36 protein-coding genes and 1 pseudogene are annotated in these 22,320 nt (G+C 34.7%); 4 read left to right on the forward strand and 33 right to left on the reverse strand.

What is annotated here, in order from left to right:
• Positions 1–65: 65 nt before the first annotated feature.
• The 26 genes and pseudogenes from MKY00_RS22510 to MKY00_RS22640 form a co-directional block, all read right to left on the reverse strand.
• On the reverse strand, positions 66–449 hold the full coding sequence (locus MKY00_RS22510; RefSeq protein ID WP_061129385.1) for an HNH endonuclease: 384 nt from the start codon (positions 447–449) through the stop codon (positions 66–68).
• Positions 450–517: 68 nt separating this feature from the next.
• On the reverse strand, positions 518–931 hold the full coding sequence (locus tag MKY00_RS22515) for a hypothetical protein (RefSeq protein ID WP_061129386.1): 414 nt from the start codon (positions 929–931) through the stop codon (positions 518–520).
• A gap of 198 nt (positions 932–1,129) precedes the next feature.
• A complete protein-coding gene (locus MKY00_RS22520) occupies positions 1,130–1,384 on the reverse strand; it encodes a hypothetical protein (RefSeq protein ID WP_061129387.1) in 255 nt (84 codons plus the stop codon).
• Between the two features lie 19 nt (positions 1,385–1,403).
• Positions 1,404–1,595, reverse strand: coding sequence for a hypothetical protein (locus MKY00_RS22525; RefSeq protein WP_001982927.1), 192 nt, complete (start codon positions 1,593–1,595; stop codon positions 1,404–1,406).
• Positions 1,596–1,925: a hypothetical protein gene (locus tag MKY00_RS22530; RefSeq protein ID WP_061129388.1), complete on the reverse strand. Its 330-nt coding sequence runs from the start codon at positions 1,923–1,925 to the stop codon at positions 1,596–1,598.
• A gap of 5 nt (positions 1,926–1,930) precedes the next feature.
• Positions 1,931–2,152, reverse strand: a complete 222-nt coding sequence (locus tag MKY00_RS22535; protein WP_080444290.1) for a hypothetical protein — start codon at positions 2,150–2,152, stop codon at positions 1,931–1,933.
• Between the two features lie 74 nt (positions 2,153–2,226).
• The gene (locus MKY00_RS22540) at positions 2,227–2,382 is read right to left on the reverse strand and encodes a hypothetical protein (RefSeq protein ID WP_235589766.1); all 156 of its coding nucleotides are present in this window, start codon (positions 2,380–2,382) and stop codon (positions 2,227–2,229) included.
• A 32-nt stretch (positions 2,383–2,414) separates the two neighbouring features.
• A complete protein-coding gene (locus MKY00_RS22545; RefSeq protein ID WP_061129389.1) occupies positions 2,415–3,161 on the reverse strand; it encodes a DNA-methyltransferase in 747 nt (248 codons plus the stop codon).
• Positions 3,162–3,355: 194 nt separating this feature from the next.
• Entirely contained in the window at positions 3,356–3,751 is a 396-nt protein-coding gene (locus MKY00_RS22550; RefSeq protein ID WP_061129390.1) for a sigma factor-like helix-turn-helix DNA-binding protein, read from the reverse strand.
• Positions 3,752–3,923: 172 nt separating this feature from the next.
• Positions 3,924–4,046, reverse strand: a complete 123-nt coding sequence (locus MKY00_RS22555) for a DUF3983 domain-containing protein (RefSeq protein ID WP_001258960.1) — start codon at positions 4,044–4,046, stop codon at positions 3,924–3,926.
• 153 nt (positions 4,047–4,199) lie between these two features.
• On the reverse strand, positions 4,200–4,388 hold the full coding sequence (locus MKY00_RS22560) for a hypothetical protein (protein ID WP_061129391.1): 189 nt from the start codon (positions 4,386–4,388) through the stop codon (positions 4,200–4,202).
• A gap of 193 nt (positions 4,389–4,581) precedes the next feature.
• Entirely contained in the window at positions 4,582–4,803 is a 222-nt protein-coding gene (locus MKY00_RS22565) for a hypothetical protein (RefSeq protein ID WP_001216585.1), read from the reverse strand.
• A gap of 611 nt (positions 4,804–5,414) precedes the next feature.
• Positions 5,415–5,723: a DUF7448 domain-containing protein gene (locus MKY00_RS22570; protein WP_341035253.1), complete on the reverse strand. Its 309-nt coding sequence runs from the start codon at positions 5,721–5,723 to the stop codon at positions 5,415–5,417.
• 37 nt (positions 5,724–5,760) lie between these two features.
• The gene (locus MKY00_RS22575; protein ID WP_181365330.1) at positions 5,761–5,925 is read right to left on the reverse strand and encodes a hypothetical protein; all 165 of its coding nucleotides are present in this window, start codon (positions 5,923–5,925) and stop codon (positions 5,761–5,763) included.
• A 36-nt stretch (positions 5,926–5,961) separates the two neighbouring features.
• A pseudogene (locus MKY00_RS30245) lies at positions 5,962–6,491 on the reverse strand (dUTP diphosphatase).
• Positions 6,492–6,548: 57 nt separating this feature from the next.
• A complete protein-coding gene (locus MKY00_RS22590) occupies positions 6,549–7,025 on the reverse strand; it encodes a hypothetical protein (protein ID WP_061129234.1) in 477 nt (158 codons plus the stop codon).
• Positions 7,022–7,768, reverse strand: coding sequence for a sigma-70 family RNA polymerase sigma factor (locus MKY00_RS22595; protein ID WP_061129233.1), 747 nt, complete (start codon positions 7,766–7,768; stop codon positions 7,022–7,024). Before MKY00_RS22595 ends, MKY00_RS22590 begins: the two co-directional genes overlap by 4 nt.
• On the reverse strand, positions 7,761–7,985 hold the full coding sequence (locus tag MKY00_RS22600) for a hypothetical protein (RefSeq protein ID WP_061129232.1): 225 nt from the start codon (positions 7,983–7,985) through the stop codon (positions 7,761–7,763). Before MKY00_RS22600 ends, MKY00_RS22595 begins: the two co-directional genes overlap by 8 nt.
• On the reverse strand, positions 7,978–8,865 hold the full coding sequence (locus MKY00_RS22605; protein WP_061129231.1) for an ATP-binding protein: 888 nt from the start codon (positions 8,863–8,865) through the stop codon (positions 7,978–7,980). The genes MKY00_RS22600 and MKY00_RS22605 overlap by 8 nt, the downstream gene beginning before the upstream one ends.
• Positions 8,866–8,876: 11 nt before the next feature.
• A complete protein-coding gene (locus MKY00_RS22610) occupies positions 8,877–9,650 on the reverse strand; it encodes a conserved phage C-terminal domain-containing protein (RefSeq protein ID WP_061129230.1) in 774 nt (257 codons plus the stop codon).
• A gap of 160 nt (positions 9,651–9,810) precedes the next feature.
• On the reverse strand, positions 9,811–10,461 hold the full coding sequence (locus MKY00_RS22615; protein WP_061129229.1) for a hypothetical protein: 651 nt from the start codon (positions 10,459–10,461) through the stop codon (positions 9,811–9,813).
• Between the two features lie 3 nt (positions 10,462–10,464).
• On the reverse strand, positions 10,465–10,845 hold the full coding sequence (locus tag MKY00_RS22620; RefSeq protein ID WP_061129228.1) for a hypothetical protein: 381 nt from the start codon (positions 10,843–10,845) through the stop codon (positions 10,465–10,467).
• A 27-nt stretch (positions 10,846–10,872) separates the two neighbouring features.
• Entirely contained in the window at positions 10,873–11,664 is a 792-nt protein-coding gene (locus tag MKY00_RS22625) for an ORF6C domain-containing protein (protein ID WP_061129227.1), read from the reverse strand.
• 17 nt (positions 11,665–11,681) lie between these two features.
• Entirely contained in the window at positions 11,682–11,837 is a 156-nt protein-coding gene (locus tag MKY00_RS22630) for a DUF6906 family protein (RefSeq protein ID WP_175574666.1), read from the reverse strand.
• Between the two features lie 73 nt (positions 11,838–11,910).
• Positions 11,911–12,066: a hypothetical protein gene (locus MKY00_RS22635; protein ID WP_201027207.1), complete on the reverse strand. Its 156-nt coding sequence runs from the start codon at positions 12,064–12,066 to the stop codon at positions 11,911–11,913.
• 96 nt (positions 12,067–12,162) lie between these two features.
• Positions 12,163–12,390 carry a helix-turn-helix domain-containing protein gene (locus tag MKY00_RS22640; RefSeq protein ID WP_044798152.1) on the reverse strand — a complete coding sequence of 76 codons (228 nt, stop codon included), beginning with the start codon at positions 12,388–12,390 and terminating at the stop codon, positions 12,163–12,165.
• Positions 12,391–12,559: 169 nt separating this feature from the next.
• On the opposite strand from MKY00_RS22640, the gene MKY00_RS22645 reads away from it, so the two are divergent.
• Positions 12,560–12,910, forward strand: a complete 351-nt coding sequence (locus tag MKY00_RS22645) for a helix-turn-helix domain-containing protein (protein WP_000394560.1) — start codon at positions 12,560–12,562, stop codon at positions 12,908–12,910.
• Positions 12,911–13,241: 331 nt separating this feature from the next.
• Here MKY00_RS22645 and MKY00_RS22650 read toward each other — a convergent pair whose 3' ends face one another.
• The 4 genes from MKY00_RS22650 to MKY00_RS22665 form a co-directional block, all read right to left on the reverse strand.
• Positions 13,242–14,501: an AimR family lysis-lysogeny pheromone receptor gene (locus MKY00_RS22650; RefSeq protein ID WP_065107367.1), complete on the reverse strand. Its 1,260-nt coding sequence runs from the start codon at positions 14,499–14,501 to the stop codon at positions 13,242–13,244.
• A 133-nt stretch (positions 14,502–14,634) separates the two neighbouring features.
• A complete protein-coding gene (locus tag MKY00_RS22655; RefSeq protein ID WP_000659485.1) occupies positions 14,635–14,802 on the reverse strand; it encodes a helix-turn-helix domain-containing protein in 168 nt (55 codons plus the stop codon).
• A gap of 165 nt (positions 14,803–14,967) precedes the next feature.
• Positions 14,968–16,263: a purine/pyrimidine permease gene (locus MKY00_RS22660; protein WP_029141205.1), complete on the reverse strand. Its 1,296-nt coding sequence runs from the start codon at positions 16,261–16,263 to the stop codon at positions 14,968–14,970.
• Positions 16,264–16,359: 96 nt separating this feature from the next.
• Positions 16,360–17,601, reverse strand: coding sequence for an amidohydrolase family protein (locus MKY00_RS22665; RefSeq protein WP_074585833.1), 1,242 nt, complete (start codon positions 17,599–17,601; stop codon positions 16,360–16,362).
• Positions 17,602–17,784: 183 nt separating this feature from the next.
• Here MKY00_RS22665 and MKY00_RS22670 point away from each other — a divergent pair, with 183 nt between their 5' ends.
• Positions 17,785–17,970 (forward strand): PspC domain-containing protein, encoded by a 186-nt coding sequence (locus tag MKY00_RS22670; RefSeq protein WP_000044337.1) that lies wholly within the window; start codon positions 17,785–17,787, stop codon positions 17,968–17,970.
• Positions 17,971–18,040: 70 nt separating this feature from the next.
• On the opposite strand, the gene MKY00_RS22675 is transcribed toward MKY00_RS22670, so the two are convergent.
• Positions 18,041–18,613, reverse strand: coding sequence for a helix-turn-helix domain-containing protein (locus MKY00_RS22675; protein ID WP_000658050.1), 573 nt, complete (start codon positions 18,611–18,613; stop codon positions 18,041–18,043).
• A gap of 100 nt (positions 18,614–18,713) precedes the next feature.
• Here MKY00_RS22675 and MKY00_RS22680 point away from each other — a divergent pair, with 100 nt between their 5' ends.
• Together MKY00_RS22680 and MKY00_RS22685 are read left to right on the forward strand one after the other, a co-directional pair.
• Positions 18,714–19,679, forward strand: coding sequence for a DMT family transporter (locus MKY00_RS22680; protein WP_016718618.1), 966 nt, complete (start codon positions 18,714–18,716; stop codon positions 19,677–19,679).
• 144 nt (positions 19,680–19,823) lie between these two features.
• Positions 19,824–20,489: an MIP/aquaporin family protein gene (locus MKY00_RS22685; protein ID WP_000913199.1), complete on the forward strand. Its 666-nt coding sequence runs from the start codon at positions 19,824–19,826 to the stop codon at positions 20,487–20,489.
• A 59-nt stretch (positions 20,490–20,548) separates the two neighbouring features.
• Here the strand turns inward: MKY00_RS22685 and MKY00_RS22690 are convergent, their stop codons facing one another.
• Both MKY00_RS22690 and MKY00_RS22695 read right to left on the reverse strand, forming a co-directional pair.
• Positions 20,549–20,980 carry an Rrf2 family transcriptional regulator gene (locus tag MKY00_RS22690; protein WP_000512998.1) on the reverse strand — a complete coding sequence of 144 codons (432 nt, stop codon included), beginning with the start codon at positions 20,978–20,980 and terminating at the stop codon, positions 20,549–20,551.
• A gap of 118 nt (positions 20,981–21,098) precedes the next feature.
• The gene (locus MKY00_RS22695) at positions 21,099–22,319 is read right to left on the reverse strand and encodes an ABC transporter permease (RefSeq protein WP_016718619.1); all 1,221 of its coding nucleotides are present in this window, start codon (positions 22,317–22,319) and stop codon (positions 21,099–21,101) included.
• Position 22,320: the final 1 nt, after the last annotated feature.

The raw sequence follows: 22,320 nt of genomic DNA on the forward strand, positions 1-22,320 counted from the left end.
TTTTTCTGCGAAGTTGGGGGGGCGGCGGTACGGGAAGACCGTCCTGAATGTTTTTCGACCCACCCCTACCCGTACTTCTTTTTGTCTTCTGCTGTTTTCCTGTTGTGACATGGATTACAAAGTGATTGTAAGTTTTCTAATTTAAGTTTTAAACTTGGATCAACTTTTATTGGAATGATATGGTCAACCATATCTGCAACTTTAATCTTTCTATTGTTCTTACAGTGTAGGCACAAACCCTTATCTCTCATTAGTGCCTGCTCTCTTAACCTTTCCCATGCCTTTGATTTATAGAAAGCCGTGCTCTCCTTGTCTCGTTTGAATCGGTCATAGTATCTATTCTTATCCTGCTGCGTTTCCTTTTCTTTGTACCTATGTTCATCACAATACCTTTCGCGTGTGAGATTATAACAATGGAATTCGCAGCACGGTCTAAGCGGCTTCCTCATCTCTCCTCACTCCTTACCTTATCTCAACAAACAAGACGCTCCATAATTTACAGTAGCGCCTACAATAATCAAATTTGATTTGAACATTTTATATCTAATTTATTCGCTTGTAATTTAATGAAGTCTGCTGTCTGTTCAATTGTGGATTGAGTAATCGATTTTATATCGAAAGATACTTCAGCCATTTCAGTTTGGACTTTAAATTTATTCATCACCTTTTCCAACTTCTCCAACGCATCTGCACATTCATTAGCAGCTTCCGTTACTTCCTTGATCCCTTCTAATGCTTTTGTTGTATCTACACTAACTTGTATTGTTAGTTCACTATTCTTATTTTGATTTACTTGCTTCTCGACTGGATTATATGGTTTCTCTATTGTCGGGCCACCACATTTAACACAGTTCATTCCTTCTAAAAAATGACCGAACATTACTGTACGACATTCGTTATCTCTACATTCCAATTGCATTTTATATTTCATTCTTCATCCTCCTCCAAAATAAAAAGCACCATCACTTGGCGCTTTCTTTTTTCTTATTCACCTGTTGCAACGTCATTGGCCCGTTGCAATGAGGACATTTCCAACCGTCACGTATCTTATGAGAAGTCTCTTCAAATCCGCAGTTTCTATCTAAGCACCAATGTTTTGTTAATGGCATTTTCAAACTCACTTCACCTCTCACTTTCCCCTTTCAAACCTCTTCCTTAATCGTTTCATTTCATCTTCTATAGCAAGATTCTTTTTATTAATCCGCTCATGACACTTTGCTATATCTGCTTGATACTTACGAATCTTATCATTCACGTACGCAGCTACATGTTCATGATTACAATGAGGACAAATAAAGAAACACTTCTCAATACGATTATGAAGTTGTGTTACTTGCGGATGCATGTCATAACTTTTATCACACTCAGAGCAATAAACTTGCATTCCCTTTCACCTCATTGATCTATTGATTCTTACTTAATGAATCAATTAATATCTCACGTGTTAATTCAAATGACTGCTCTTCGTTAAATCCCGCTTCTTTAAATTGCGTAAAGGCAGCAAACATCATTTTAGCGGCCAAAGCAAAATCTAACATAGCGTTTCCTACTTGTTCATTTTGCATATCGTTAACGATTTTATTAAATCCGTTCATTCAGTTATTCTCCTTTCCATATTCTTTTTTAAATTTCTTTAATGCACGTTTGAACTTCCAGATAAAATACTTATCTTTTAACCGCACAAAAAAAGAAGGACAAAACTGTTTGTAGTTTTCTTTATCCTTCTTCAATAATTCTTCTAATGATGTCCTAATAAGATAGTCATTTGAGTATGGCATAAAAACATGTTTATACATTTTGTAGTGGGTGAAACGTCTTGCATCTAATCCTACATCTTCCCGAACTTTAAGATACCTGACATATATTGATTCATCTATAGGGAGTAAACCAAGAGCAACGATTTTCTTTTTTAAATCGTCATTCATAATCCTCACTCCTTACTCTCTAAAAACTCATCAATCGCTTTCCCTAGTAAACTAATCGTCGCTTCCCTACGTTCTTTGGGAGTTGTATTATCAAAGAGCTCATTATGGATGGCAGTTGCTTGCGCCAACTTCTGGGGATCAATATGTTCATTAACTATTTTCTCACCAAGCGTTGAAACACAATATGTCATTACAGCTGCTAGTTCTTGTTTAGATAACTTCTTCAATTCTAATCACTCCTGTATCTTTTTCATTGTTTCTTCTGCTACCAATTCCATCACACCGTTATCGATTTTCTTTACTAAGTACTCGCCTTGTATCCTAAATGTGGATACACCACTTTTACTTTATCGCCTTTTTGTATAGTAGTTTGACCTAGCGCATCTGCCTTCGTTTCTACCTGACGCACTTTCTGTTCTAGATATTCTAATCGCATTGACAACTCTTGAATGTCCATAGTTCATTTTCCTCCAAAATAAAAAGCACCTATTACGAGTGCTTTAATGATTCGATATGTTTATTAACACGTTCATTCCCTAACTTCCAATACTCTTCATCCATTTCAAATCCAATGTAATTACGATTTGTATTGATACATGCTATAGCAGTCGTGAATGACCCCATACAGTTATCTAAAACGATTTCGCCTTCTTTTGTATACGTCTTAATCAAGTACTCAAATAAAGCTACAGGCTTTTGTGTTGGATGAAATGTCTTGCTATCACGCGGAAAATCAATCACAGATTTTGGATAATTAGTGTATTTTTTAACATGTACTTTATTTAATGATTCATTGTTTCTTTTACCGAGTATCTTCATTCTACGTATTTCTTTCTTTTGAATCGGTTTATCTAATAAAATTAAATCTTGCGGATAATATTTAGGCAGTTTTTTGTAGAATACTAATATGTTTTCATGATTTTTGAGCGGCATTCTGTTTGCATTCGGAAAACCTGTTGTATGATTTCCCTTCTTCCAGATCCACTCATAACGAAACAATTTAATATTTGAGGCAATCAACTTAGTAGTGAAAGGTTGGCTTGCTGTTAAAAGGATGGCCCCATTATCTTTTATAATTCTTTCGTATTGTTCCCATAGCAAATCGAACGGAATAATATTGTCCCATTTACATGCAGTAGTTCCATAAGGTAAATCACAAAGAATCATATCGATGGATTTATCTTCAATCATTTTCATACCTTCTAAACAATCCATATTAAGTACTTGATTCAGCATATGTTATCCCATCCATTTCTACAATTAGAGTATGTTGAACGTTGTTAATATCCTAAATTATTCTGGTATGCAACTTTTGAAATCCATAAACTACAAAAAAAGAGCAACCGTGCACCAGTTGCCCTTCTGCTAAAATTGTATGCTATCAATATAAATCATTTTTTCAACCGTTTCGATTCATTTTAGGAGTGAACCTAAATGATACCTTCACGCTCCACGAACTTAATCAGTCGAACAAGTTCAGCATGTTTCTTTTTGATATGACTAGAACTATAATTTACTACCTCTGCTATTTCTTCTAACGTCATACCATCCACATATTTCAATTTGAGTATCTGATTTTCTAATCCTCTAAACTTACTAATTAACTTTTTTAATTTATACATATCGTTCATCTTATGTGCTAATTCATATTCAATCGCTTCAATACGGTTTTCAACTTTTGCACCTTCAGATTCTGCCGTTAAACGTACTTCTCTCAAATCACCACTAACCCAGCGTCTTAATTCGGCTTTTGTTTTATCTAAGTTGTATTCCAGATAGGCTATGTCTTCTTCTAACTTTTGGTAATCTCTCAGCCAGTTAAACAAATGATGATTCACCTACTTTCATATTTCCAGATCAACAACCACATTTCCGATTGTCGATAGGTGTCAAAATGTCTTGTTGTTTATTCTTACAACTTGTACATTTGTTTTGCTATAATGGATTTACATTGCCATCTGGAAAAGTGACTTGCCCCATCGAGTTGCTTTTCCTTTTTTATTTTATGATTCCTGATTTCACAAAAATATTTCTCCAAGCTGCAGCAGTCCGTTCTTTATCAATTTCCTTTTGACGATTCAAAATTGCTCTTTTTACATGTTTTTTCTTTCCAGTTCTCATTTTTTATACTCCCTTTCTTAATAAATTCATTCTAATTTCCGCACAACACGTATAACAGGTTTGTACGCTCGAATAAGAGCTTTTTTATTAATAAGGTCTTATGATATTCAGTAGGTTGTTATCGTCTCACAATGAGCAATCTGAGGAGTTAACTTATTCGAACTTTTGTTCTCCGCTAACATTTATCTCACTAACTTCATTTATAATGACTCCTTTGTCTACTAAATCATCCTCAGTTCTTTTTAAACGTTTGATTGTATTAATAACTTCTTCTGTTGACTCTGCTTCAACGACAGCTTCATACACTTTTAATTCTGTGAAAGTCACATTAAATGTTTTCATTCTTTCTACTCCCTTTCTATTCAAATAGCGTTTTTGTTCAAAATAATACTCCTATCCATTTGGACACATTTACCAGTATTTTTACCAAAAAATTCATGATATAGTTATTTAGTCGAGTACGTCATTACTTGACAATTACCCTTAGGAACTCCGCAGACAAACGGGGTTTCTTTTATTTAAATAACGATTTTGTTTAATTTCTAACTTTTATCACATTAGTTTTAAATGCTTCACCCTTACGGTTAAAAGATACAATATTCATACCATGATAATCTCTGTGCCACCGGAAAGTTGGATCTAATCTATTATTAAACTCTCCATCAAACTTTCGTATCGTTGAAATTTTGATATTCTTCATTCCCATAAAATTTTCTTCACCTATTTTTGTCATTTGTCTATTTCTTGTATGTCTCATCCGTTCCATTCCCCTCCATATCTTTTATCACTAAATGTAAATATTAAGTTGTAAATTTAATTTACTTAGTGCTATAATTCGAGAGATCGATAGTTACATTCACTGATCAACCTCATGTAATTTTAATAAAAGTTCTCGAGATTCAGCCCCTAACAGCGCACCGTTAGGGGCTGAATTCTTTCCAAATAAAGATTTTATTTAATTCCCATTCATCTTTTAGATTTCTTTGAATACATTAATATCATAAGAAATTCAATATGGTGCTCTGGTCCAGTTACCTTGAATTTCTTGCAGACCTTGAGAGAAGAATCCGTTTATAGCAAACGGGTTCTTTTATTTTTGGTCATACAATAAGAATTTTGTTTTAATACTCTACGCAATCCTCACACCAATACAAAATTTTGTTTTTATAACTCCAATCATTTATGCCTCGGATCTGGTTTATATTTAATTTCTTGTCACATAAGTAACAAGTTTTAACTTTTGTTTTTCTCCATCTTTGTTTCTTCATCGCCGCTCCTCTTTTCTTATTCGAATAACTATTTTGTTTAAATTTCATCTTCGATTTCTATCTTTACAAAATCGACTGATTCAGAATAATATCCGTTCGATTACCCTAACCAACGAAGCGTTACGTATCCCTTGATTGTCGCTAATTTATAAAACGTCCAAGTGCTACTTCCCCAATCATTATCTGGGCCATCTTGACTAACTTCTTCTGCCATTGTTATAGGCGAACCAATAAGATCATCTAAATCCCCGATAATTTCTTCAATTCCAACTGACTCGCAGCAATCTTGTTGGTGATATATCTTGTAAATTTCCCCATCAGAAGTATAGAACAACAATTCATCTGGAACGTCTTGTTTAATTTCTGTTAAAACTTTTCCTTCTAAAATATCAAATGATACATAATCCATTTCTCATCCACCCTTTCTATTCAAATAACGCTTTTGTTTAATATTGCCCTAGAAGTATTTTCTTCACATTTTCAAACGCTTCTTTCTTACCTTGATAATGAAATACATCATTCCAATCGTCTCTTTTTTCAGCATCTTTTATCCAACCATTTGCATTTGCGATAAGACTATCTAACTGCGCCAATAACTTCTCTTTATCCAAAATAACCCCCCATTTCTTAATAAAATTCAAATTGTATTAGTATCCATTGCTTTGACGTTCATGATTAACCTTGTTTTTCTCAATATATTCGTATTCAATTTCTTCTAACGAAAAGCCTAACAATTCCCCTAAACCAAGATAATGAGCTAATAAGACGTCTGCTCTAAATGCTGTCGGTTCTTCTTTTAATCGTATTGCTAGATGATACAATTCGAAAAACTGTTCTGTAACTGTCTCGCAACGCATAGAAGCAGGAAAGTTGATTTCTGTTTTCAAATCTATGCAAAGTGTAATCCGTCAACGTATTCTTCGAGAAGTGGATTTTTATAAACTTCTACTTTACACCCATCATCTAATACTTTGACCTGCCCTGTAGGTATGCTAGTTCTCGGTTTACGATCATTGCTCCAAAACTTAAATACTCGCCATTCCTTCATGCATTCGCCTAATTCATCTAAAAACGCTAGTATTCTAAATTCAAATACTTCTTCTCTAGAAAGATTTTTTGACTCTAAAACTCTTTTATCCAAAACGTTCTGCATTGCAAACAACTTTTTAATATCCATTAAGAACACTCCTTTTTTAATCGATGACTGGGTGAAACGCCTATTCACTTTCTTTCGTTAAAAAAATGCAAGTTGTCCATCTGGCCGTTGTAATAACTTAACCTCTTCTTTAGTTTTTTCTTCTATATTGTGACTTTGAACTGGTACAAAATCGGTAAACCAATGCATCGGAAAACAACCACAAAATTTCTTGCGCTCCCGATCATGCCAAAAGTAGCAATGTTTTCCCCTCGGCTGTACGATGTAATCTTTAAGTGGTTTATCTTTATATCCCTTTTTTCGCCAAATCAACTGAGCTCTATAGAATAAACTTGTATTTAACTCTGGCAGATTCGGTTCAGGTTCTGGTGTCCATACTTCCTTTTCCGTGATTTGAAATCTTTCAGCTTGATAGCAACCGAAATGTGCTCCTTTACGATTAAACCTGCTTACGTAGTAATGATTTGGTTTAGCAGGGAATAAAAAATACTCTACTTTCTCCTTTAACAAATCTGAGTGATCTACATCGATACAAACTCCCTTTGTAACACTCAATCTTGAAGCCCTCCTTCTTTACCAAATTGAGTAGCTCTTTGATTAATCTTTGCTAATATACGGCTAATTTGTACCTGACTGTATCCCATTTGATTTGCAATGTTTTGTTGCGTCATATTTTGTAAATGCATATCTAAAACAATGTATTCTTTAGGAGCTAGTGCAGCTTTAAATTCTCTTATTACAACTCGGTTAATGGTGGTTTCTTCAATGTCTTCCACTTTAGTATCTTCTAACATTCTTTCTAATGTTACATCCTCATTAGATCCAGATGCATACACTACTTTATTGAGAGAATCTGTACTTGGCTGATACTTTAGGGCCATCTTTACTAATGTTACTGGCTCGTTTAAAATGTCCGCTATCTCTTCTGGCTCCTTATCTGCTAACTGTTGATTTAAAATTTTCCCTTTTACACTATATACACTTCTTTGCACTTTCACTTTCTGGTTGTCTCGAATTGCTCTTCCTATTTCCCCCATAATTTTAGGAACAGCATATGTTGAAAATGCACATCCAAATTCAGGGTTAAAATTGTCTCTTGCTTTTATCAAACCAATCATTCCATATTGTGTTAAATCCTCAATATCTAAATTTGTGTCATGTTCTATACTGGTCTTTTTTTTCGCATATCTCTTCCACACACAATGATGTACAAGCCTTTCATATTTCTCCATAAACTCATCATCTGACATTCCACGAACATTGACTGTTTCCTTAGCTTGTACCTTTTCTTTAGTCATTTTTGCTCTCTCCTTTATCAAACTTAGGAAAGTGCTTTTCTTGCAATCTAAGCAAAGCCTCCGAAAACTCCTCTTTTGCTGAATGTTTATTTTCTGTTAACATTACTTTAAAATCGTCTAAAAAATCTCTTACTCTTCCATCGGTTTTTGCTCTGTTTAACAGCTCCCATAATAACTCTTTCAATCCTTCAAGTATTTCCCCGTTTTTATTAGCCATTTCTCGCACTCCCTGCCGTAATTGTAATTTTATAACACCCTTCTCTTAACCGATCTAAAATACGTCCACCTTGTAAATGACCTAAACGTTCCTGCAATTCCTCATTGCTGCAGTTACTTGTAATGATCATTCGTCTCCATGTACTGTATCGATAATCAACGATTGTATATAAAAATTCAGCTGCAAATTCTGACGGCTTTTCTGCTCCTAAATCATCCAGCACTAATACATCACATTTCATTAGTAATGCCATAATTTCCGCTTTACTTTCTTTGTCACTGTTAAACGTAGAGCGTATTCGGTCTAATAATTGTGTTACGTTATATACAATGACATTTGTCCCCATGCTTTCTAAAGTATGTTTAATGGAATAACACAGTCTTGTTTTCCCAGATCCGAATCCACCTTGTAGAAACAACCCTTTTTCTTTCTTTTGGGATATATTTTCAATAAAGTACCTCGCCCCTTTAACCGCCTTCTCCACACCTGCTCTCATTTCAAAATTTTCAAGTGTAGCATCAATGTATCTTTCTGGCGTCGGCATTAAATATCGATTTTGTTCCCCTTGCTGCATTCGTTTTTGTGCTGCCTCTACAATATCTTGATATCGAACTTCATCTTTTTCGGCCGAAGGCTTTCTATAACATTTAGGACATACGGGTTGCACTTTCCCAGTTGAATTAACACCTGGTACTTTCGCTCCTTTTAAATGTTTTAATAAATAAATAGGTAGTTGCATCATCGGAATGAATATTTTACAAGTTTTACACCATGCACCTTCTTCAAGGGACATAGCTTTCATTAATTCCTCGACATTAACAGAATTTCTTACCTCGCGTTTGCTACTAAACACTTTTTCGAATAACTCTTCTCTCCCCATTTAGCACACCCCTAAAATGGTAAATTATCTTGCTCAGCTGCCACTTGTTGGAAATGTTGTAATCGTTCATCCGCTGACATTTCCGAGTGCTGTCGTGCTTTGGGTTTACTATTTAAATAGCTTTCGAATTTCGTACCGAATAATGTCTCTGGGCGTAAATACTCTTCCATCTTCGAATCTTTGAACCAATGAGATTTTTTTATATCAATTACTTTCTTAAATTGTTCAACTGTATAGCCCTCAGCTAACCTTGCTTTGATTAATGTTTGAGTTTTTTTAGTATTAGGACGATAATTTTTATTGCAGGTGATGTTGAGATAGTTTACTATCTCGACTATATATTCTTTAATCTCTGTAGATAGTCTCTGTGTATTCTCTGGTATTGGTTTGGTCAACTTGTCCTGTAGCATCTGGTCATCTTTGCCACTTCTCCTAGTCAACTTGTCCATATCGTCTGCGGATTCGAGCAAACGTAGTTTTTCATAATCAATGGAATACCATTTTGTTTTATCGAATTTCGCTTTGTTATAATTACCCGTTAGTAATACCTTTGTTTCCTCTAGATTTTTTAAAATACGTCTAATTGTCTTTTCGCTCCAAAATGGAAATTGTTTGGACCATTCAGCAGCACTGTTGTATATCCAACGCCTTCCATCAAAAAAATGATTAGAACGATTTAACCAATAATGTATTTGTTGTAAAAAAACAGCTTCATTTAGTCCAATACTTTTTGCTAATGACGGAAGAACTAATAATGGCTCTTCATTTATGATTAATTTACTCATATAGGCACCTCTTATATTTAAGTGGTCATATTCATGCCCCTCTTTTCATAAACTGGACATGTATGTTATATTTCTAATAAGTATATTTTTGTAAGTATTTTTATTTAGTAGCTTGTTGGCGCAAGTTACTTTTTTTGTCTATAAATCTTTGTAATATTGATCATTGGACTGGCTTTAAATATCTTGGTTTAGGTTTTTGAACTTCTTGAGTTTCTCCAGTACGATTATTTATTAACTTTTGTTTACCTTGGAGATCAGTATGCATCGTATAAGTATCCATTCCTGCATCCTCAAAAAACTCTTCTGCCAATGACTTTTTCCCTTCTGCTCGTCTGAGCCTGCTCATAATAGTCATTGAACTAACCGTAAAACATGTCATATCCCAATTTTCATAATCATAAAGAAATTCTAAGATGTTCTCCCCTATAGGAGTGTCCATCCCGATTTCTTTAGCGCGATTCATGGTAAAGAAATAATCTTTCTCTTCCCATTTATCTCCGTCATAAGATTTTGTGATCGGGAACATATTTATAAATTCTCTTGGGGTTATCTTTTTCATCAATTCTTGTAAGTAGCCAATTAATTGCAGCTTGTCTTTTAAATATTCATAATTTGATGTATCACTTTTTGTATATCTAATAAATTTCACACCCGTAAATATTGTTTTTTTGCATAAATCTTGATTGAATACCCCTGTATTTTTCACCTTTTGTAGCAACTCGCGTAGATTTTTAGAAAACATCCGATGATATATCTCTACATAATCTGGTTCGATTCTTTTGATTCCATCAACCACTTGTAACTTATCCATTAATTATTGCTCCTTTCTTTCCAATGCTGAAACATCGGTAAACAGATTTTTCATTACCTCAAAATACATATCGTATCTCTGCATCCTCATTAGCGAAAAATACGTTAGTGCTTCCCTGAGTGCCATCCACCAATTCAACTCATATATTTCATAAAAACTCTCTGCATCTAAACGAATTGCATCTGAAAATAACGTAAGAGAATTCACTTTCTTTTTAGCCGCTAAGGACTGTAGTCTTTCCCAAGATATTAAAGATTCTGCTCTCTCTTCATCTACTACAACTTGTAATACTAGCCACTCCAGCCCATTTATTCCTTGTTTGAGTTTTTCCTCAATAATTTCTTGTTCCAAAAGTATTGTTGCGGATATTGGATCAATTTTCATGGAGTACCTCCTTGTTTTAAATCTGCGCTACATTTCTGTGAAATTCATTTGTGCATTTACAAAAGAAATTTCTTCGCTTAATACAATCGGAAGTGTATATTCTTCAACTATTTTCACTGCTACATTTAAGTGACAACGTTTAATCGCTTTATGACTTTTGACTCCGAATTCACGGTATAGTTGGTTGTAAATGTCACGATAAACCTTCCCTCTTAATCCGCGATCTCTATAGGCATTCGACTGTTTCCCGCCTAGCAATACGACTCCTTGGCGTTTTACTGCATTAGAAATTTCATCACATTCGATTGCGAATAACGGAGTATTGTCTTTTAAGTCTTGTACATCTGACTTTATCTCTTCAATTTCTTGTTTCTGACCTTCTAATGCTTGAAATGTAAGTTTTAAAACATCCATTGGATCAGTAGGAAGCCGTTGTTGCTCTCGTGCATTGAAATAGGTTTCTTCTAAGTAATCGAATTGTTCCCACGCTTTGTCTGTATCGAGAATCTTACAATGCCTATTCGCCCCTCGTTCTGTCCACAAATATAATTGATTTACGTTGTTTGGCACGAGGTAGATATTATCTACTTTGTACTCATTTATGTTGTTTTCCGCGAGGTGAATATTATTCACCTTGCGCTTAAAAGCCCTTAATTCTTCGCCTTCTAAAAGGAAGAAATGCTTTCCTTTTTCAAATTTTGATTTATGATTATTAAAATTTTTCTTTACATTATCAGTCGTTGTCTCATAAATGAATGCTAATTGCTTAGTCGTTAAAATCCTTTCATTGTTGAACTCCAATACTGTTAACTGATCCATCTTATTCCCTCCTAAACTTATAAACTTGGAATTACACGAGTTGCACTAGTAAAACGGTGTACCAAATGCATTTCTCCATCCGCTTTCTTGAAAACCAACCAATTATCAGGATTTAAGCTATATGATTTAAGATGCATTTTTTCGCGTTTAGTCAATCTTTTTCCGTTTTTCATTCATTACTCTCCTTTCAGGCTTGTCCACTACATATCCTCACTTCATTAAGCTACGCTCAATGAAGCTTAAAGCCTACTTTTCTTGTTCAGTTGCAACTGAGCTTGGATTTTTTCTTGTAACTTTTACTTTTATGCCAAATCGCAACTGGTATAGTTCTTCAAACACATCTTCAATTCTTTGGTCTCCATAGACTTCTTCAATAATTCTTAATTTCGTTTGTTTAACCACCAACCTCATCACCTCTTGATAACACCATATGATTCATTTTCACTGAGACAACACTCAAATTTTTTACAAAAATATTCCCTTAGGGAACATTTTAGACTAAAAAAAATCGACCTGCTCCTCAAACAAATCAACTACATCTGATTTCAAAACATTCGCCATTCTAGAAGCTAAGTTATAAGAAATTTTCTTCTTATAATGGTGGTTATTAATGAGCTTGTAACAATAACTACAAGAAATACCAAGTGCATCAGCTAATTCGTGATATTTATATCCAGAATTTTTAAATGCTGTTTTCAGTTTTGTTTCTTCTACATTTGTTTTCATTTGATGACTCCTTCCTATATCTGTGTAAATTACCTTAACATTCCCTTAGGGAAAATTCAAGACATATTTTTTCGCATTTTATTAAATAATCGACTGTTTTATATCATTGATTTTCCCTACAGGAAACATTATAATAAACTCAACAAACCACTTATATGAGGTGATTATTGTGGAGTTTAAAGATCGACTGCGTCAATTACGAAAAGAGCGTAAGTTAACTCAGACCGAGGTCGGCAAGGCAATTGGCGTTACTGCTGGCAGTGTTTCTAAATTCGAAACAGGTCTTAAACCAGCTTCTCGCGAAACCGTGGAACGTGCTGCTAATTTCTTTGAAGTACCTATTGATTTTATCTTAGGAAGGTCTGACTCTCGTGAAGTAGATGAGGATTTTAACAAGAAATACCACGGTATAAAGTCTCGATTAGAACAATTACCTGAAGAACATCAAGAAATCGTTCTACAAAACATGCTATCGATCATGGAAAGTCTTGAAAAATTAAATAATCCAACTGAAAAATAGTGGTGGCAACTGGATCATCACTATTTTTTAGTTTGTTTTAATATTAAATGCTGTTTCAATGTATCGTTGTATATCTTCTTCATTTTGAGAAGCTTCAGCAATACATTTTAGGAACGATTTTAATATCTCTTCTGTTCCCATAAATATATCCCCCTTCCGTTCTCTGTAGGTATATAATAACATTTCCCCACGGGAATATTCTGAAAAGTACATCACTTTTCATTTTTTCATTTTAGTTGACCAAAAAGAAAAAGACTGAGATTTTTCTCAGTCTTTCATTCCAACGATTTAACCACCGGGCTTAATCGTTTCTTGCATATATGTTATCGTTTCATTTTGTTTGTAGTGATCTGGTTTCTCTGTCGTATATCCGCTCCACACTGTGAATACTGTTAATGCAATTAAGATTGTAGAAGCTATCTTTTTCACTGCAAAACACTCCCTTTCCTATGTTCCCCTTAAAATTCATCATCGATTTAATTAACCCCGATTGATCTCCTCTTTTGTAAATCTCTTTTGCAACCAAACTTGTAAAAAAATAATTAGATTGCAGCAGAAACTTTTGAAAACATTCATATATCTCATTCGGTGAATTGCTTACAATTCCTTTATAGTATACCAGAAAATCCTCTTCTTCCCCATCATATAGGGATTCTTGAAGCAATTTTAACATTTGAGTATCTGGGCTATTTTGAAATTGTATCAAGTGAGGGTCTGAATCCTTCGCTAAAGGTTCGCCTAAATATATCTTAGCAAAATCTAAATTATAACGCACCTCTTTTTCGTATGTTTTGTCTCCTACCTTTTTAAATAGCGTGTAACTATCCTCAAAGTAGTTGAGGCTCTTTTCCTTGTCCTCGCCTAGATAAGACATTCCTAGTATGTACAATGCGTCTGAGATGGTCTTTTCGCTGATATTAGCGTCTATTATCATATTAGCAAATCTTCTAGCTAAATCTAAATGATTATAGTGTAAATATACTGGGGCAAAAATTTCTGCCACTCGATATATATAACATTCTTTAATATAAGATTTTCTATCGCTATCAACAGCCTCAACCTGAGCTTCGATCTCTTGGATTAATTCCAACATTAAATTGTACTTCTTTAAGTGGAAATAATTGTAACACTTCATTATATCCATAAGAATGTTTAAAACTTTATCTTTGGGTTGTCCAACTTTTTTCAGTTGGTTAACTATTTCCGTCCCATGAACTTCTCCGATGATATATTGATACAAGATTCCATATACAGAAACATATTCACGTATAGTTCCTGATTCATCTTTATGCTTTGTAAGTAATTTCCCTAAAAGATTAATATTCCGTGTTACACAAGCATATTCAAAACTTTGTTTTATGGCCTCAGTAGTATCTAGTTCTAGACACCATTCGGCCATTGTTTCTTTGAATGTTTTATCTTTCTCACTTAATATATGTGACAGCTTAACGAGCTGACAAAATCCAATTGCGCCTTTATTTTTAAATTTTGACATGTATTGTCTAGAAACTCCGATTTGTTCTGCTACATAGCTTAGGCTTAAATCTTCCCGATCTTCAATTATTCCGATAATCTTTTTGTGAAATCTCAATTGAAAAGCCCCCTTCATCTCAAACAAATAACGTCTTCTCCCTGTATTTACAAAATATTCTACCATATAAATGAGAACATGTATTCTCCCATTCTTCTGAAAAATATTGAGAAAGTTTTTATAACTGTGATTACTAGTTACAATTATACATTTCATTTGAGATGTGGTTACGAACTGTCTTTTCACTTATAAAAAGTTCACCTGCAATTTCCTTCGTTGTTTTATCTTGAACCAGTAATTCAAATACTTCTCTCTCTCTCTTTGTGAGTAAAGGTTTAGATTGATACGCTTTTTCCTTCAACTGGTATAACCCTCCTTGCTTAAGCCAGAGCTGTGTATGTGTAAGTTGGGTGTTTATTTAGTCAAGATATTGTATGAACGAAATGTGCGGGTGGTGAATGAAAATGGGCTTTATTTCACATGTTATTTTAGACTTTTATACAGTGCAGACACTCCTTGCATCTACTCACTTTTCAGTACGCCATATTTGTTCTAGCAATATACTTACAACAGTACCTACAAATAAACCATTTCCGAATATATATTGCATAACAGATGGCAATGATTGGAGTGCTCCAGACGGTAGAAACATAACGCCGCTGCCAAATAATACTGCAACGCCTAAAATTGTTACATTCCTTTCATTAAGCTCCACTTGTTTTATATTATTGAATCCAATTCCAATTAGCTGTACGAATGAAGCCATTAAAACCGCAGATGCGACGGCCGATGGTAAAGATGCTAAATAACGAATAATACTTGGGAACATCGACATTACGACTAGTAACATACATGCTAGTAAGAACGATCGTATATATTTTTGTTTCGTTAAACGTATAAATCCTGCCGTTGCTGGTAACGGCACGACACCTACAGTTGAAAATACGGAAGAGATGATATGCGAAATGCCTCCAACCCATGTCCCATCCTTCAACTGCTTCCGCTCAATAGTCCCTTTTTGAATAGTAGCTTGATTAATCGCTATAATAGCTGCCACTGTATTTGAAACTAAAATACATACCATAACGAAACTCGATACAGCCATACCTGTATTCCATTTTGGAAGTCCCCAAGCAAATATTTGCGGAAGTTGCACAAAATGAGTTACTTGAGCTGGAATCGTCACTTTTCCTGCAATGAGAAAAAGAATCCATCCACTAATTAACCCTATTAAAACTGCATAACTTTTGACAAAACCTTTTCCGAAGTTAGATAGTATAATAACAAAAAGAAATATGCTAAACGCAATTACCGCTGTAAATCCATCGATTTGAGAAACAGTAGCAGTAATTCCTAGCATTCCTTTTAAAAATACACCGCTTAATTGTAAGCATAATAAAAGTAAAAACGTCCCTGTCACAAGCGGCGTAAATAAAAATAAAATACGTCCTATAAAACCAGTTACTCCTAATCCTATTAAAATAATACCAGAGATTATCATTCCTAATTCTAAAATTTGCAGTGTACTATGTAATTGATCTTGTCCGGCCGTTGCGTAAGCAAGTACGGTAAATACTCCAACCCAAGACCCAGCTGGCCCATCCGCAATTGGCAGTCTATGCCCAATCCACCCTTGTAAAAAAGATGATATACCAACTACAAAAAATGTACGCTGCATTAAATAAAATATTTCTTCCATCGTAAGATGAAATAATCCGCCAACGACAATTGGTAATGCGATTGAATTCGCTAATAAAAATATAAACCATTGCAAGGTTCCCATAATATGATTTTGGTTATGTTGATTGTCCAATTTTTTCATCCTTCCTAGTAACCTATAAGAAATATATTTCAAACATAAAAAAGAAGAGTTCTATACTCACAATTAGAACCCTCCCAAAACATTTAAACGATTCTTTTACACAAGATTATTTAATTCCACCTCATTTAAACTTCCAACAACAATATTCCCTTTATGCACAACTAAATGCTTCTCTGTTTGACGCGCTACTGCTTCAGCGACGCATGTTGCATTCGTCAAAACAAAACTCGCTTCATCTCCTACATTCGGCCAAGCTCGCTTTCCTGCACTGTTTAACGTTTCTTTTCCTCCCGTAATAAAGCGAAGTGCTTTTCCTAACGATCTTTCATCACTCCATCCAAAACGTTCCGCTAATCGATTTGCCTTTTGCAACATATCACCTGTTCCAAACGGTGACCAATGATCTGTAATACTATCATTTCCTAATGAAACTTTCACACCTTTTTTATCTAATAATGGAATTGGGATTACTTGTTTCCCAATTGGTACTGTTGAAGTAATATCAATGTGTAAAGCTGCTAGTCTTTCCGCCACTTCTTCAGCTTCTTTATCTGTAACACCACCAAGTCCAAGCGCATGACTAATCGTTACGCGACCTTGCCATCCCGCTTCTTCTGTTAAACTTGCCAATCTCTTCATCGTAAACGTCCCAAGATTATTCGCATCATGCAGATGAATATCAACGTCCGCATTAAATTCTACTGCGATATCCATAATGGTATGTAATGATTTTTCAATATCATTATCCACTGTAGCTGGATCCACTCCACCGACTAGATGCGCACCCATACGCATCGCATCTTTCACAAGTTGCACAGAATTACTGCGCAATAATCCATGTTGCGGAAAAGCAACAATTCTACCAGAAACCTGTTTTTTATATGTTTCCAACGCCGCTAACGTCGCCTCCAAATTACCAAGTCCAATAATCGGATCAACATTACAATGCGTTCTTATATTCGTTGCACCATTTTGAAGCAATAACGCTAGCATATTTTCCGCCCTATCTTGAGCAGTTGCTAATTGCTTCGGTAAAATTTCCTCTTCTTCATGAAAACGTGTAAAAATACTTTCTGCTGGCATACAAGCTTTCCAAGGACCACTATAATATGTTTTATCAATATGAATATGCATCTCTTCGAAAGCAGGCAAAATTAATAAACGATTGGCATCAAAAATTGATACCCCTTCCTCTTGAATAGCCCCTGTTATCATTTTTTTAATTCTTCCATCTTCAATGAGTAAACTACATAACTCTGTTTCTGTTTGAGAAATTCTACCCTCTTCATATGTATACCCTGATTCAAGCATTACATTAGTCAGCCAATATACTGTCATCTCTATCCCTCCCACCCTTTATTGAAACTCACCTCATGATATAATTTTAATATCCACTGAAAATTAAGACAATTAATACGACTGTTTTCTAAAAAAAAATGTAATACAACCTCATAGTCTTCTCATAAATTTCCATATAGAATAGAAGTATATAGCTTGTCATAAAAAGGAGTGGATTGGAAGATGTCAAAAAGGTTATGTAAATCCGAAACTGATAAAATGCTATTTGGTATATGCGGTGGTTTAGGAGAATATTTTGATATTAGCTCTACTCTCATTCGCATACTTTGGGTCATTGCAGTTTTATGTTTTGGGACGGGGTTTTTAGTTTATTTTATTTGTTTATTACTTATGCCACGCTCTTACTAATAACATTCTTTCGTATATTTAAGCATAGTGTATACAAAATCCCCTATAGATTTTTCTATAGGGGATTTTTTCATGAAGAATATTTCATCGTTAAATGTAATACCGCCACTTCATCTTCTTCATTCTTATAACTATGTTTCTTATTCGCTTCAAATTGAATCGAGTCGAACTCATTTAATTCGTATACATCGCTTTCTACTTGAATCAATACTTTCCCTTTCATTACCGTTACAAGCTCAATAGCACCTTCATGATGCGCTTCTGGTTCATATATACTATTCGATCGTAAACAAGCACGGTGCATTTCCATCCCCGTTTCTTTCGTATAACGGAACATTGTTTCTAAATGCCATGCTTGTCCTACATCTACTGCAAATCCTTCTCCGCAGCGCGCAACAGCTACAGGTTCTCCAACAACCATCAATCTCGATAAAGGAATTGATAATCCTTTCGTTATTTTCCAAATGACGGCTAACGTCGGATTCGTTTCGCCTCTTTCAATCTTTCCTAACGTTAATTTACTAACTCCTGTTTTTTGAGCTAATTCTTCTAAACTTAATTTTTGCTCATTTCGAATTTGTCTTAATAACTGACCTACTTGCTGAATGACTTCTTTCGTTTGCATATCTTCATGTTCTTTCATCTATAAAACCACCTTAAAATATAAAATAGTTTACTTTTATACAAATAAAGTATATTATACTATACATATTCTTTAAATTTCGAAAGGAGTGCTATACTTCATGCGCGCAATTTTATTAGGCCTTTTATCATCAGCCTTTTTTTCCGCAACCTTTATTATTAATCGAGCAATGAATGTATCTGGAACGAGCTGGGCTTGGACAGCTTCCTTCCGTTTTTTATTTGCTCTCCCTATTTTATTCCTTATCGTTTTATTTCGCAAAAACTTAAGGGGGTTATGGGAAGAATCAAAGAAACATCCATTGGCTTGGATCGGGTGGGGGTCTGTTGCTGGTATTGGTTTCTATTCTTTATTAAGTTTTGCAGCTGTCTTTTCTCCCGCTTGGCTCGTTGCTGGAACTTGGCAAGTTACTATATTAGCAGGTTTACTACTCTCGCCATTATTTTTCGTTAAAATAGAAACAAAATCAGGTACGAAACTTGTACGCGGAAAAATTCCACTTCGTAGTTTATATGTCGCATTATTTATTTTACTTGGTGTAATTTGTATGCAAGCAACTGCAGCAGGTCACATTACAATGACTCAGTTCATTTCAGGATTTTTACCTGTCGTGTTAGCTGCTTTCTTATATCCATTCGGTAACCGAAAAATGATGGAACTTGTTGGCGGGCGTCTTGATACATTCCAACGTGTATTAGGAATGGCAATAGGCAGTCTTCCTATAACAATTTTACTTGGTATATTCGGATTTTCTACTACGGGTATTCCAACATCAAGCCAAATGCTGCAAGGATTTTTGTTAGCATTATGTTCTGGCGTTATAGCGACAATGACATTTTTCTTTGCTACTGACTTAGCCAAAGATAATCTCGCTCTACTTGGAGCTGTTGAAGCAACGCAAGCTGGAACGATGGTCTTTACCGTGCTTGGCGAAATTGTTTTCTTAAATGGTTCATTTCCTGGCGGGCTTTCCCTACTTGGAATGATTATTATTATGTTAGGAATGGTTGCAAATAGCATTTTAAACCGTTCTGTTCCAGTCGTTAAACAGAAAAAAACAGCATAAAAAAAGAGTATGGTTCTGTGACAAAGAACCATACTCTTTTTTTATTGTCCCCCTATTGCGCCTTATCAGAATAGTATTTCATTAACGGTTTATACTAAAACCTATGTTATAATACGGTTCATGCGCAACAATAGGAGGTAAATTATGTTAAAAAAAGCAATCGCTGAATTTATTGGTACATTTGTACTAGTATTATTCGGAACTGGAGTAGCTGTCATTGGCGGCGGAATTGAAGGAATTGGAACATTAGGAATCGCTATGGCTTTCGGTCTATCTATTGTGGCTATGGCATATAGCATCGGAACAATTTCTGGATGTCACATTAACCCAGCAGTATCAGTAGCTATGTTCATCAATAAAAGAATGAACGCTATGGAACTTTGTTATTATGTATTAGCTCAAATTTTAGGTGGTTTATTAGGAACTGCAACGTTAGTAACAATTTTAAAATCTGCTAAAACACCTTTAGATAATTTAGGTCAAAACGGTTTTGGAACTCTTGGTTTATCTGGAGCATTTCTAGTTGAATTTATTTTAACTTTCGTATTCATTTTAGTAATCGTTGCTGTAACAGGTAAAAAAGGAAGTTCTTCTCTAGCAGGATTAGTAATTGGTTTCACATTAGTTTTAGTTCACTTATTAGGTATTCCGTTAACTGGAACTTCTGTTAACCCAGCTCGTAGTATCGCACCAGCTTTATTCGCTGGCGGAGAAGCACTTTCTCAACTATGGGTATTCATCATCGCACCAATTGTTGGTGGTATCGTAGCAGCTATCGTAGGTAAATTCATTTTAAATACTGAAAAATAAAATTTTCAATATTTCTAAATAAAAAAAGGCGAGCCCTCATTATGAGGATGCTCGCTTTTTTACTCTTTCATTTTAGACTTTAAATTTGTAACTAATTGATCTACTGTTACATTTGCAAGTACATTTTCCATCGCTTCTTGCGCTTGCATTAAAATAATTTCTAATACTGATTGAATATTAGCTCCTACTGGACATTCAATGTTGGGATTTTCATGGAAGGAAAATAGCTGTCCTTCTTCTACAACTTCCACTGCTTTATATACATCAAGTAATGTAATTTCTTCTAAATCACGAGCAAGTGTCGTACCACCTTTACCAGCTTGTACATCAACAAGTCCTGCTCTCTTCAACATTCCTGTAATGCGACGAATCACAACTGGATTTGTATTCACACTACCGGCAATCCATTCAGAGGTACAGCGAGAGTTTCGATCTATCGCAAGTAATGTCAACATATGAACACCTACTGTAAAACGACTACTAATTCCCATCTGCACACCCTCCTTTTTATTCATTCTATTAAAAGACGACTCTTATTATTATATACTATTTTTAATTTATACATAAAGAAAAAGCATGATTTCAACAGGAAATCATGCTTTTCTCTCATTATTGACGCTTTATAAATTTCGCTAAATCTTTAAATTTCACTTTGTCTGAGTAATTCATTACACCATTTACGTAAATGCGACTTGCAAGCATATTGACGATAGCAATAGTCACCAATAAAATGACTAAAGTCACAATAATCTCTACAGTTCCTGCTTCACCCGCTACAAGCCTTGAAAATGTAACCATAGGTGTAAAGAATGGAATATACGAACTAACTACAGCTAATGTACTATTAGGATCAAATAGTGATTTAATACTAATGAAAAATGCTGCTATACCTAACATTGTAATTGGGAACGAAAGAGATTGCACATCCTCAATTTTTGATACAACAGCACCAACCGCTGCATATAACATTGCATATAGTAAGTAGCCTGTAACAAAATATACAACGAACATACTAATTACTACAGCATCCAACTTGGAAAAGTCTAGTACAAGTCCTACTAAAGATGCATTTTCTAGGTCTACCCAACCTAATAAATACGGTACAAGAAAACCGAGAGAAGCAGTAATAAGTAATAGTAAAGCACTAGAAACAATTGCTAAAATTTTAGCATGTAGCATTGTTAATGGTTTTACTTTCGGAAGCATTAACTCCATAACACGGGATGATTTTTCGGATGCTATCGTCGTCCCAATTGCAGTTCCAAACACAATAATAAACATATATAAAGCAAACGAGAAAATATAGCCAATTCCAAAGGAAGATGCATGATCTTTTACCGCCTCTTGCTTTAACGGAATTTCCATCTGTAACTGTTTTGCTACTTCGGCAGATACGTTATTTTTTTCAATCATTACCGCTGTATACTGTTCCTTCAAATAACTTGCCATAAGTGTAGCCGTTGATTGACTCGGAAAACCACTATACATATACGTCACTTCTGGGATACCATTCTTTTCTGTAATACGGAATAAACCGTCTAAATCCCCATCTTCTACTTGCTTACGTAGTTTATTAAACTTATCCTTATTTTCTACCGTTACTTTAGCAGACGGAAGTAACTTTGTTATATCACTTTCTTGCACTTTATACGTATCGCTTTCTGTTACTACAGCAAATTTATCTTTTCCTTTATCGTTATCAGCTGTGAAATGATTAAATGCGAAAAGCCCAAACACAACTAAAAACAAAATCGCACTCGTAATTAATGATTTTTTAGATAAAAATGCTTCCCTAAAATAAAATGAAAATACGTGAGAAAATTTACGCATC

This window comes from Bacillus sp. FSL R9-9834, assembly GCF_038006905.1.
Classification (GTDB): Bacteria; Bacillota; Bacilli; order Bacillales; family Bacillaceae_G; genus Bacillus_A; species Bacillus_A pacificus.